The 12,310-nt window shown below is 40.5% G+C and carries 9 protein-coding genes; 2 read left to right on the forward strand and 7 right to left on the reverse strand.

Annotated features, from left to right (window positions below; translation table 11 throughout):
- Positions 1-688: 688 nt before the first annotated feature.
- The 7 genes from FNH22_RS06080 to FNH22_RS06110 all read right to left on the reverse strand — a co-directional run bounded on the left by FNH22_RS06080 (position 689) and on the right by FNH22_RS06110 (position 11,182).
- A complete protein-coding gene (locus FNH22_RS06080; protein WP_143397452.1) occupies positions 689-1,438 on the reverse strand; it encodes a DUF1835 domain-containing protein in 750 nt (249 codons plus the stop codon).
- A gap of 416 nt (positions 1,439-1,854) precedes the next feature.
- Positions 1,855-2,709 (reverse strand): glycerophosphodiester phosphodiesterase family protein, encoded by an 855-nt coding sequence (locus FNH22_RS06085; protein ID WP_221420222.1) that lies wholly within the window; start codon positions 2,707-2,709, stop codon positions 1,855-1,857.
- The gene (locus FNH22_RS32615; protein WP_255517998.1) at positions 2,706-4,247 is read right to left on the reverse strand and encodes a family 16 glycosylhydrolase; all 1,542 of its coding nucleotides are present in this window, start codon (positions 4,245-4,247) and stop codon (positions 2,706-2,708) included. Before FNH22_RS32615 ends, FNH22_RS06085 begins: the two co-directional genes overlap by 4 nt.
- A 52-nt stretch (positions 4,248-4,299) precedes the next feature.
- Positions 4,300-5,955: a RagB/SusD family nutrient uptake outer membrane protein gene (locus tag FNH22_RS06095; protein ID WP_143397453.1), complete on the reverse strand. Its 1,656-nt coding sequence runs from the start codon at positions 5,953-5,955 to the stop codon at positions 4,300-4,302.
- A 27-nt stretch (positions 5,956-5,982) separates the two neighbouring features.
- Positions 5,983-9,348, reverse strand: coding sequence for a TonB-dependent receptor (locus FNH22_RS06100; RefSeq protein WP_221420223.1), 3,366 nt, complete (start codon positions 9,346-9,348; stop codon positions 5,983-5,985).
- Between the two features lie 124 nt (positions 9,349-9,472).
- Positions 9,473-10,486 (reverse strand): FecR family protein, encoded by a 1,014-nt coding sequence (locus tag FNH22_RS06105; protein WP_143397454.1) that lies wholly within the window; start codon positions 10,484-10,486, stop codon positions 9,473-9,475.
- Between the two features lie 105 nt (positions 10,487-10,591).
- Positions 10,592-11,182 carry an RNA polymerase sigma factor gene (locus tag FNH22_RS06110; RefSeq protein WP_143397455.1) on the reverse strand — a complete coding sequence of 197 codons (591 nt, stop codon included), beginning with the start codon at positions 11,180-11,182 and terminating at the stop codon, positions 10,592-10,594.
- A gap of 393 nt (positions 11,183-11,575) precedes the next feature.
- Here FNH22_RS06110 and FNH22_RS06115 point away from each other — a divergent pair, with 393 nt between their 5' ends.
- Both FNH22_RS06115 and FNH22_RS06120 read left to right on the forward strand, forming a co-directional pair.
- The gene (locus FNH22_RS06115; protein WP_143397456.1) at positions 11,576-11,824 is read left to right on the forward strand and encodes a hypothetical protein; all 249 of its coding nucleotides are present in this window, start codon (positions 11,576-11,578) and stop codon (positions 11,822-11,824) included.
- Entirely contained in the window at positions 11,779-12,108 is a 330-nt protein-coding gene (locus FNH22_RS06120; RefSeq protein ID WP_143397457.1) for a T9SS type A sorting domain-containing protein, read from the forward strand. The genes FNH22_RS06115 and FNH22_RS06120 overlap by 46 nt, the downstream gene beginning before the upstream one ends.
- Positions 12,109-12,310 lie beyond the last annotated feature (202 nt).

Genomic DNA, 12,310 nt, shown 5'->3' on the forward strand with positions numbered 1-12,310 from the left:
TTTATGCAAAATAATATTGAGAAAATGAATATTATCCGGCACTTCAACCGTCCACTATGACAACATCACTCATCCTGAAATCACGAATAACTAAGCAGTAAATTGCAGATAAAATAGAGGGAAGTCAAACTAGAGACACCATCTAATCATATCAGGAGGGTAATGAATATACAACTATGAAAACTGCACATTTAATTATTTAGAAAATAAAGTCATTTATTACAATTTTTCATCTTTGCAAGTAGTTAGAGCCCGCAATTTGTTTTGATTTTAAAGGACATGTTAAGTCCATGATCTTATTCAAATTACACTTAGAGCATGGTTACCTGATAAGCTGCACAAATAGCTAAGATTTAAAACAAAATCTAAACAATTATTTATTTGAGAGAGAAATTTTACAAAAAAGCACTTTTGTATGTTTTTATCTTAAGTAGAGTTTTTTGGGTGAGATTTCTTTTTTGAAAAACAGTTATCCAATATCAATTACAACTTCTGAGCACGTAAAATCAGTTAAAAAAGTACAAGCATAAGTAGGTAAGAAACTATTCATAATATTCTCTGAGGTATTTGTAACTATGATCGTTTGTGTTAATAAAGGCCAATTACCTATTTTTTTATCCATCTTATTTACTCCCGGCTTAATATTAACCTTGTAAGGTAACTCTTTAACTATCTCAATTATAGAGTATCAACGGTTGTTTTTCACTTCGTCAAATAGTCTCTTCACCTGTAAATCACCAAAACCGTAAATGGCTTCTCGCTTACTGAATTCCCTGAACACCGGTCCAAATTCTTCGGTTTCAAGGTCTTTCATTATTTGAATAAGAGACTGACCTGGCCTTCCTAAACTTCCTTCCGTTGGAATTCGCTCCATATGTGCCCGAACAGCGGCAAGTATAAAAGGATACTTACTTTCAAGCTCTTCTGCTATTTCCAATAGTTTTTTGGTATCGTTGTGTTGATAGAACTTCCAAAGATCAGCCAGTTGATCGAGCTCTGTCAGCAAAATCCGGTTCTCATAAATTGAAATTAACATTGACTCGGTCAGGCCAGCAAATCCATATGGGCCATGCTTTTCAGGTCTTACTAAGAATATTGAATTGTGCTTTTCAAACAGACGTATAAGATGTACCATAAACCAAAAGTTCACCTGACAAAATAAGTCATCTTCAAACCAAAGGTTGACCTCAGCTCCCTGCGGTATATTCAGGACTTTTTGAAATTCAGTTACAACCTTCCTATGGTAATCCTGTTCAGAACATTCTCCATAACTCTCGTTCAGAAATTTAGCTCTTGTGGTGTATAATTCATTCAAATTATCCCCTTTAACACTGCCCTCTACAAGACATTCGCGAGTAACAATGATCTCTCCCTGGATCGCCTTTGGAAACTGATCTTTTAGTGCGTCTCCGTTCAGTATATGATATTGTTCTTTCATTCAATAAGTATATATGTCATCCCATATTACAAATAGGAAACTACTGCACGGACCTCCTATCCGTCACGAAGCTCATCATGACGAACTTCGACGTAGAGCCAAGTGAATTCATTTGCCAATTGTTGGACATGAACCAAGTCGATTTAAGTTATGCGATAGGGATACTGCCACAGTGGTGATCTCCCGGGCAATGAAGATAAAAATTTAAAGCATATAATGGGCAGTCTTTCTGCCAACAATTACATGAAAAATGTGCTGCATTTCTCTTGTTCAAAGAGGTCTCTATAGTTTTTAGCGCTAAACCCATTCTAAAACCTCACAAAGGCAGTGATTTGATTAGTTTGTTCAATAAACATTTATTAACCCTGGTTAGCAGCACCTTATACAACCAGCTTCAGTGGTTTTATATATGTGAGTTACGGAATCAATATGCCCTTTTGCACTTTGCTGATGTACTGTTTCAAAACCAGTTCAGGTTCATTGGTAGTTATATAATCAAAACCTTTCTCCAAGCACCAATTAATATCACTGCTATCATTTACCGTCCAGACATTAAGAGAAATATTGTTTTCCCTGGCCATTTCAATCCAGTCAGGATGTTTTTTATAAATAGGAAAAGGGTAATCAGCCCCATTGATACCGTCAATCTTTAGTTCTGAAGGAGACCTGTCACCTTTTAAGTATTGGGTATGTGCATTAGAATTAATGGCCTCAATTTTCTTTAAAATGTTATAGTCAAAGCTGATATAGGCCATCATATGTGTTGCATTTAGTGCTTCTACCAGCTCAAGTACTTTAACGGCCATCGCCTGCCCGCGACCTTTTGTAGCGGAAGGCTTTATTTCGCATATCAATCGGGTAGTTACGTTTTGCTTCATCCCTGCCATAATATAACTCCGTAAAGTGGGTAGGGCCTCTCCATTGGAAAGTGGAAAGGCCACCAATTCATCATAGGCTACCTTTTCAATGGTCATGCCTTCATAGTTTGGATCATGGGTAACGATCAATGAATCATCTGCCGTCATTCTAACATCGAATTCTGACCCGGTACATTGGAGTGCAATGGCTTTACGAAGCGCTGCGATAGAGTTTTCCGGCAGACCTCCTGATTTCCAGGCACCCCGATGGGCAATTACTACATTGTCCGAAAAGGAAACGCTGTTCATTTTTGGTCCGCAAGAGATTAAGTGAATAAAAAACAATAGCCAAATAATACACCCTTTAGTAATGCCTGCTCCGGTTGCAAATTTCAGTTGGTTCATTAATTTCATTTTCTCTGGTATACCCTCACATAATCAACGGCCATGCGCTGAGGAAAAATGGTATCGTCCACTCCTTCCCGACCTCCGAGCATCCCTCCAACAGCTATGTTAAGTTTCAGGTGAAAGGGTTGATTAAATGGCCATTCAGCTTCTGTTTCATGCCTGTTTTCAAAATGATGATAGACCATATCATCCAGTAAAAAATCTATCCTATCCTCCGACCAATCAATGGCATAGGTATGGAAATCATCATAGGGCTTTTCTATGAAAATGGTTTTACCTACCTGGGTACCCTTCATGTGGTTAAAAGCTGTGGTATGAACCGTGCCAAAAATGGAGTCTTTTTTGAAGCCCACATGCTCCATAATATCGATTTCTCCACATTCAGGCCATCCCACCCGTCCCCAGTTTTCACCTAGCATCCAAACAGCCGGCCATAACCCCACACCCTTAGGCAATTTTGCTCTCACTTCAATTTTACCATATGTCCATTCTGCGAGATCTTTGGTAGTAAGGCTTGATGATGTATAATGCGCATATTCCCGGTTATTCTGCCAGTTTTTTGCCTCTTTAGAAACATAAGCATCGTTTTTAATACGTTCCTTATGGCTTTCAAGGATCAGTAGCCCAGCTTCCACCCTGGCGTTTTCAGAACGACCGGTGTAATACTGATCTTCCACGTTTCGTATGAATCCGATTTCATAGCCCCACTTTGTACTATCTGGTTTACCGGGTTGATCAAACTCATCGCTCCAAACCAGCTCCCAACCGGAGGTAACAGAAGATACTGATATCCTTTTAGAAAGCAATTCGGGTTCATCCGTTGATATGTAATCCAATTGGTTAGCAATCAGCCAGTCCATGTCATGGATGTGGTTTACTGTACCGGAATTCAGTAATACGTTATGCATTTTTGCAGCTATGATACGCTCAGGATGTTTCCTCAGGCTCTGATAACGATAGTTAACGCCGGTTATACCATCTACTCTTAACCGTTCAGGAGATCTATCACCCCCCAAATATTGCACTTGTGCATTGGGATATACAGCAATAACCTTTTTGAGAGCATCATAATCAAAGCTAATAAATACCATAATGGACTCAACCCGAAGTTTTTTTATAAGGTCCAGGATCTTTTCAGTCATGTTTAGCGTACGTTTCTTACTGATCTCTGAGGATTTTATTTCACAAAATAGCTTTGTAGTACTATTCTCTGTCGTACCTGCAAGAATATACTCTTTTAGCGTAGGTAGTTTTTCGCCATTTCCAAGTTCAATCCTGGCCAGTGATCCATAGTCCGTCTTTTCTATGGGCATTTTATGATAATTCGGCCCATGGGTAACGACCAGTGAGTCGTCAGCGGTCATGTTAACGTCAAACTCAGAACCTGCATACCCGGAAGCTATCGCTTCTCTGAGAGAAGCGATAGAGTTCTGCGGATGGCCCTGGGACTTCCATGCCCCACGATGCGCAACGACCTTTACCCCGGTTGATGTCTTCTTTTGCTCCTGGCCCTGATGTGTGCAGAAACAAAAGAAAAGCATCATACATATCCCTGCAAGTCCATATAGGCATTTATCTAAACAATACATAAATGAATCAATACCCGTCATTTTGAGGATAATTAGGACCTAAAAGATTGATCTCTCCCAATGGTATGACCCAGTTCTCCATATGTGGTTTCATCACACTTCTGGCGTCATTTCTGTAGGGCAATGGTTTTTCCGGGGTGTTTTCGGCCCCTCCGTCCGTCGAGTTTTGCGGGCTAAGATCTCCAGGCATTCCATAACCAGCATGATCAACAATGTAATCAGTGAGTCTTCCGGTTCTTTTGAGCATATACCAACGACGACCTTCAAAAGCAAGCTCCCGGGCCTGTTCATCCAGTATCAACTCCAGGTCAATTCTATCTACCGATGCCGTACCAGCCCTGTTTCTCACAGTGTTTAACTGAGCTATGGCGAGGTCGTTATTAGTCAATCGCATATTGGCCTCAGCAGCATAGAGGTAGGTTTCCGCCAGTCGGTAGATCATGATATTCTTCGTCTGGTTATTCACCGTAGGGATTCCGTCATCTGGAAAGTATTTCTTGCAGCCTGCATTCAACCGGATAAAAAAGAAATTTCTATCTGACGCCTTTTCAGCAAACTCCTGCCATACCGGGTGAACAATTTTGGTGCCTAAGGCAATACCTTCCGGGACAGTAGCAGCATCGTTGTAAATATAATCCTGGATATAATAAGACCCTTTGATTCGCGTATCGTTTGGGTCTTCGTTCAGCAGATCCCTCAGGTAATTGTTCAGGGTGAGCCACCCAAAACCACGACCACCCTGCTCTATGGAGTATTTTGAGCCTGGTATTTTCTCTGCATAATTGGGCATCAGATTAAAATTGATCCTGTTGGGGCCTCCGTTAACTTCCCGTTTAAATTGTATTGCCCAAAGTGTTTCCGAATGGTTCAGATCACCTTTGAATACCAACCCTGTCTGATCTATAAGGCTATAAAATTCAGAGTTGATGATCGCTTCTGATTGTGTCTTGGCCTCTACCCAATCCTGTTGCCATAGAGCTACTTCAGCTTTTACATGTCTTGCCGTAGCCTGGGTTATCCTTCCAAATTCCTCTGTTTCCCATGAAAGGTTATCTATTGCAAAAGTGAGATCCTCATTGATCAGTTCATAGACCTGTGCCTTAGGAGTTTTATCAAGGATAATATCCAGGGCATTTTGTGGTGTCGTAGACTCGGTCGTTACATAGATATTGTTGAATAGTTTATACAACACGAACACTGAATTAGCTCTGAAAAACCTAGCTTCTGCTATAACCTGTGCCCTTCTCTCCTCTTCTATATCAGCTATATTTTCTGCAGCCTGAATAATCGCATTGGCCCGATCGATGATCCGGTAATACGTTCTCCAATAATCACCGTATACTCCGCTATTTTCCACGGTAGTCCCGTTTCGCATTCTGCCATACCTGGATATTTCTCCTCCACGAGGTATCGTCAGGTCATCTTTGGCGTCTATGACAAGCGGGTTAGAGCCATTATTTACATTGGTTCTCTCCCAAAATTCTCGCTGAAAATTGTAGAGTGCCACCACACCCGCTTCAAGACCATCTGCCGTATTGTATACAAAATCAGCGGTAAACTCTGATGTAGGCTTTTCCTCCAGGTAGTCTTCACAGGATGCGAATAAAACGACTACCAGGAAAAGAGGGGAAATCAGTTTAAAATGATGTATTAATATTTTCATTGTTATTAAATTTTTAGTTTGAGGATCTTATAGACTGAGCCTGACACCAAGGGTCATGGACTTTGTATCAGGAAAATCCCCGGGATTATTCTCCGGACTATATGATTTGTAATCCGTGATCGTAAATAGATTAGAAGCAGTGATGTATACTCTGGCACCACTCATTTTCAGTTTAGTCAGTACCTGCTGCGACAGATCATAGGATAATGAGAGTGTACGTAATCTCACGTAAGAGGCATCGGATACTCCCAGCGAACTAATATTAGCAGGAGCACCTCCAAAATTGGGACGTGGATGGGTGTTAGAGGGGTTTTCAGGAGTCCAATAGTTCACCTTAATACCATTTCTTACTGATTGCAGTGTCCCTCCCTGGTTAAAGCTTGACAAATAAGGATTGAACCGTGTAGCACCTTCCACAATGTACAGGTCAGCCAATAATTCAAAATTCTTATACCTCAAAGTAGAAGATATAGATGCGAACCAGTCAGGGTCTCTACCGATCACCACATTGTCATCGTCATCAATTACGCCATCTCCGTTAACATCTTTCAATCGGATGGAACCGGCCGTCAACGTAGTTTCACTTTGGAATGGTGTCACCGTATCTCCCAATGTACCTTGAGCTGAGGCCAGCGCTTCTTCATCTGTTTGGAAAATACCATCGAATATATAGGTGCGAAGAACGTTGATCGGTTGCCCGACAAATCTTCTTTTACCCAGATCATCTTTAGGCTCACCCTCTACATCTACGATACCTGTTTGTATGATCTCGTTTTTGTTCTTAGTGAATACCGTGGTAATGTTCCAGCTGAAATCCTTACTTTTTAAGACATCTCCGGAGAATAATAACTCCACACCACTGTTCCTACTTTCTCCACCATTGGTAATGGTCGAACTAAAACCTGATGTTCCTCCCAGCGAAATATCGGTAAGCAGATCGGTTGTTTCTGTTCTGTAATATTCGACTGACCCGGAAACCCTGTTATCAAACACCCCAAAGTCCAACCCCAGGTTTAATGTGGTAGAAGTTTCCCAGGACAGGTTAGGATTAGGCAGTTGCCCGCCGGGTAAACTTCCGCCTACCAGGCCCCCGCCAAATATGTACGGATAATTACCCACTACCCCCAAGGTAGTATAAGGATCAAGCGATTGATTGCCCACTGAACCGTAGCTTGCCCTGATCTTCAATTGATCAATGGCCTTTAGCCCTCCTAAAAAAGATTCTCTATGCAGTTGCCACGCTAGTGAAACAGCTGGAAAAAAGCCCCATTTGTTGTTTTCAGCAAAAACAGAGGCCCCGTCTTTTCGTGCGGTTACTGTAAGCAAATACTTATCCAACAGGTTATACCTGACCCTTCCGAGAAATGAAACCAACCTGTATCGTTCGTTTACTCTTTCTGTATTAAAGTTGAGAGCGCCCGTTATCCCATCAAAACCCAGCACATCATTTCCAAAACCCGTTCCGTTAGAAATCGTTTCAGAGGTGTTTCTCTGGTTGATGGATTGTACGAGAGTCACGTCTATCTTATGTATATCCTGTAGCTGTCCATGATAATTCAAGATGTTCTCGACCAGGTATTCTTCTCTTAGGATGTTACTGACCCTGGCAGACCCATTGGTAGCCTCGCCCTGGGTGTGTGCGCTGGTAAAATAGCGACCACCATCTACCATTCGCCTGCTCAATAATGTATTCAGTTTATAAGAAAAGTTTTTTGATAATTCGTAATTGGTGACCAGGTTAATATTGTACAAATTGGTTTTCACCTTGTTATCCGATTCCCGGATATTCCACAAAGGATTTATGGAACTGCTACTGGCATTAGCGCCTGCCAGGTTCCTTATCATATTCCCATCTTGATCATTGGGCCCTGTAAAAGGGGAAATAGTGATAAAATCCAGGCTTGACGATTCTCTTCGCTGCTCATCCGTACTAAAATTCATATTAGCTTCCAGGTAAGCTCTATCGTTTATCACCTGCTCCATGTTCAACCTTATACTACCTCGACGATACCCGGAAGAAGGAATGAGCCCGGTTTGGTCAAATAAATTGACGCTGGCATACATTTTCGTGTTTTCTGTACCACCGTTCAGGCTCAGCGTGTGATTATTGATGACACCTCTTCTCAGCACTATATCTTCCCAATCGGCATAGTCTCCCGCAATAAAATTTAAATACTCCGGCGCCATATCGCTCCCGCCGAAATTGGTAATATCATCACTATATTCCTGCACGCCATTTTCTATGGGATTCGTAGTGCGTACAGCTTCTCTTCTCAGCTGAGCAAACTCCTCAGCACTGTACAGATCAAAATTTTTGGAAAGCGTCTGTACCGTGGCATATGAATTCAAGGCTACTGTCATCTTACCAGACCTGGCCCTTTGAGTAGTAATAAGCACTACTCCATTGGAAGCCCTTGCACCATAAACGGCCTGGGCAGAAGCATCTTTAAGTACTTCTATGGAAACAATATCATCAGGGTTTACATCATTGATATCTTCTATGGGGAAGCCATCCAGTACAATCAATGGCGCATTACCGCCTGTAATAGAATTCCGCCCTCGTATCAGTATATCCGAAGTTCCACCCGGTCGTGCAGAACCCAGGGTAACCTGCACGCCAGGAGCCTGTCCTCGTATCATTTCAGAAATGTTCGTGTTGGGAATGGCCAATGCCTTATCCATCTCAACCTTAGCAACAGAGCCGGATACATCACTCCTTTTCTGTATACCATATCCAACGACTACTATTTCACCCAATTGGCTCGCATCGCTCTGCATAACGACAACTAATTCCGTGGTTGAGGTCAATGGCACTTCCTGCGTCCTGAAACCTATATAGCTGACTGTCAAACTAGTTGCATTATCAGGCACCGAAAGGGTAAAATTCCCATCTGCATCTGTTGATGTACCGTTGGTGGTGCCACTAAGTAGTACCGACGCGCCGGGAAGTGGGTCTCCCAGTTCATCCAGCACCCGCCCTTTGATTTGCCTTTCTACTTTTTTAGTTAAGTTCTTTGGAAGATCAGCTTCTTTTTTTCGTGCTCTTCTTACGGATATGTTTTGATTAATGATCTTAAATTCCAAACCACTTTCCCTGGCTATTTGATCTAATAGACTGGAAAGGATTATCTCATTGTAATCAAGCGTATATTTTTTTTTATCCTCCAATAGCTCTTTCGGATATGAAAACACAAAATCAGTCTGTTTTTTGATTACATCAAAAACCTCTTCCAGAGGCACTCTACTTACATGAATACTAATTTTCTCATTCCCATCTCTTTGATCCGTCAACCTCACAGCGTGCGCCGCATGACTGGATAGGTAAAAGAAAACCATCAGGCATGTCATACTTTGTGACAGGCTAATGGAGCTTTTTATTATCTTTGAGTACATTTTAAAAATCTTTTTATTAAGGTTTTTTAAGGCCCTTGGTTGTTAGAGCAGCCAGGGGCTTCGTGTTTTAGTTCTTCTTAACTTGGTTATTGATTGTATAGGTTTTGTTTACATAGGCGTTATTTTAGTTACATTCTTTTCCGGTTATTTTTATTTTCTTGTCAGTGACCCTTTCAAACTTTAGTGCGGTTATAAAAGAGAGATTTTCTAATATATTGGTCAATTCGTCTCTTCTAAATTCTCCATTGATGACACAGTTGCCATGAAGGTCATTCTCAAACTCAAATTCAACATGATAGAGTCTGCTCAATTTCTTAACTGCTTCTGCTATGGTAACATTCTCCAAAACAATCAAACCGTCTTTCCATCCTAAATAGCTGCTAAGTGAAACTTGTCTCTTAGCAATAGATCCTGTCTCTTTGTGAAAAACCGCCTGATATTCGGGGAGCAGGAATACTTCCTCATGATTTCCCAAAGTGGTTTCAGATGAGTTATCACTCTCAGAAGATCGTCTGACTTTCACCTTACCTGTGGCTACGGTTACTTTTATGTTTCCATCTTCCGGATATGCCTGAATATTGAAGGACGTACCTAACACTTCCGTACTAAGACCCTGTGTTTTTATAATAAAGGGCTTGTCGGCATCTTTAGCTACATTAAAAAAAGCTTCTCCTTCAAGAAGCACTTTTCTTTCTGCACTACTAAATTCCTCCGGAAACTGTATAGAGCTTTCTGCATTTAACTGAACCACAGAGCCATCGCCAAGGGTTATTTTCAGCTGCTGCCCCCTCTCTGTTTCCTTTGTCACATAAGTGACTTGCGGCTCTGGGTTATAAAAATGAAAGGTGCCATAACCTATGCCAATAAATAGCGCTAAAGAAGCTGCCACTTTCCATAAAGCGAACCGTGAACCTTCTTTACCTTTAGTTTCACCTTCCGATTGCTGTGTATCGATTTGACTATTGATACGCTTCAGCAACTTGATTTTGGTTTCTTCTTCTTCGGACAGGTCCCATTGCAAAGTGATATCAGCTACCTGAACATCCTGGCAAAATTGGATGATAAGTTTCTCCTCCCCTGGTGTACATTCTCCGCGATTATACTTATCAGTCAGAATCAGGAATTCATTTTTTGTCATACAAATAGGTTATACAGCTAAGACGCGTTCAGCCCATTTGACTCACATACAAAAAGGATCTTTTTATTAAGCTTAACGTAGCGGTAACTTTTACTACTTCTTTATTTAACCCAGAAGGGAGAAAATAGTAGTGAAGAAAATGATGAGAGAGCTTTTGTTCAAATACTTTCGCAGATGCTTAAGCGCTAATGAGAGCTGATTTTCTACAGACCTGTTCGAAATACCTAAGTTTTCTGATATTTCTACAATAGATAGCTGCTCAAACCTGCTCATATGGAATATTTCTTTGCAGCGGGGAGGAAGATAATCTGTAGCAAGTTCAATTTCTTTTTTCAGATCATGCCATTGCAGCTGTTGTTCAGCTTTAGGAGGGAGAGATAGGCTTTCAATAAGCTTTTCCTGAAAATCCGTGAACTTTGTTTTTCTAATCAGACTGATTGCTTTGTTTCTTGTAGCAGAAAATAAATAGGTCTCCAACATTGTGATCTTTGTGATCTCACGGTTTTCCCAAATTTTTAGAAACACATCCTGAAGCACATCTTCCGTCAGGCCCGGGCATCTTAGAATATTAAAGGCATAACCATAAAGTCGTTTCCAATAGCGATCATATACCTGGTTGAAAGCAACACGATTTCCCTGGGCGAGCAGCGCCACAAGCTTGGCATCAGGTATGGTATTTCTATCGGATCCTTCCATCTCACTACAAGGAATTTCAAAACTAAAAAATAGAACTCACTGAAATTAAAGCAGTTTCATTAAGTAATCATTAAGTTTTATAAGACTCCTGGTTTTGCATGTTTCGGAAATTCTCAGGTTAAAATCTTGCTTTATGCTTTTATAATCTAATTGAGTATAATCTACTCTGATTATCTTTTAAATCGATTGAAAGATAAGTATAAAGCAATTTTTATCGTTCTAAAAACCTCATCCTTAATTTAATAAAAAAAGCCAGGTTATACATAAACTCAAACACTATGACAAACTCATCACATTGTCAATCATCCATTTAAGTTGAGTATTTTCTTAAAAAGCAGCTCAATACAATGATCATTTATCATGCCTGACGAATAATACTATTACTGCATTTTATTGATAATAATATATGCACATGAAGTCAGGTCTATCTCTCATGCTACCATTATTAAATTTATGGTCCATCATATCATTGGTACAGGAACAAATTCAGAATATGTACTAGGAAGTGTTGGTGCTCCTCTTCCTGTAGAGTTATCGGGCTTCTCGGCTAAAAACACACCCTTTGGCGTTAATTTGAGTTGGCAAACTACAACCTATTGGATAACCACCCCGGAAATGGTCATAAAAACTATTATAGATTAACCCAGGTAGATTATAATGGACAAAGTGAGCAATTTGATATTATAACGATAGATGTTAATATACAGGTTGATCATGTTCCTTTTGTCTATCCTATGCCAGCAACTAATGTCATCAATATCGTAATGACTAACGATGCAGCCTTAAGTATCCTGAATGTTAATGGCCTGAAGTTATCAAACCACTCACTCAAAAAGGGTAAAAATAACGTGAATATCTCGGGTTTAACGAAAGGTGTTTATTCACTAAATATCGCGGGTAAAAACTCGAAACTAATTGCAGAGTAGATATAGGCTTTCACCCACGTAACGTTAACTCCGGTAAGGCTATTGCAATCGCTATCATTCTTCTAACTCTCTGGTGACTCGAAATGCCTTAGAACAGAACTCGCCATTAATCCTTGGTTAGACAAAGGCCACTTAATTATGGAATATTGATACCATCAGGCCTTGAACTTATTAACCAGGGCAGATCCTGTTTTCAATCTGA

It is taken from the genome of Fulvivirga sp. M361 (genome assembly GCF_007097395.1).
Taxonomy (GTDB): Bacteria; Bacteroidota; Bacteroidia; order Cytophagales; family Cyclobacteriaceae; genus Fulvivirga.

Coding starts and splice junctions, on each gene's coding strand:
- FNH22_RS06100 (WP_221420223.1), bottom strand. CDS start 9,348: ATGTACTCAAAGATAATAAAAAGCTCCATTAGCCTGTCACAAAGTATG.
- FNH22_RS06095 (WP_143397453.1), bottom strand. CDS start 5,955: ATGAAAATATTAATACATCATTTTAAACTGATTTCCCCTCTTTTCCTG.
- FNH22_RS06080 (WP_143397452.1), bottom strand. CDS start 1,438: ATGAAAGAACAATATCATATACTGAACGGAGACGCACTAAAAGATCAG.
- FNH22_RS06085 (WP_221420222.1), bottom strand. CDS start 2,709: ATGAAATTAATGAACCAACTGAAATTTGCAACCGGAGCAGGCATTACT.
- FNH22_RS32615 (WP_255517998.1), bottom strand. CDS start 4,247: ATGATGCTTTTCTTTTGTTTCTGCACACATCAGGGCCAGGAGCAAAAG.
- FNH22_RS06110 (WP_143397455.1), bottom strand. CDS start 11,182: ATGGAAGGATCCGATAGAAATACCATACCTGATGCCAAGCTTGTGGCG.
- FNH22_RS06105 (WP_143397454.1), bottom strand. CDS start 10,486: ATGACAAAAAATGAATTCCTGATTCTGACTGATAAGTATAATCGCGGA.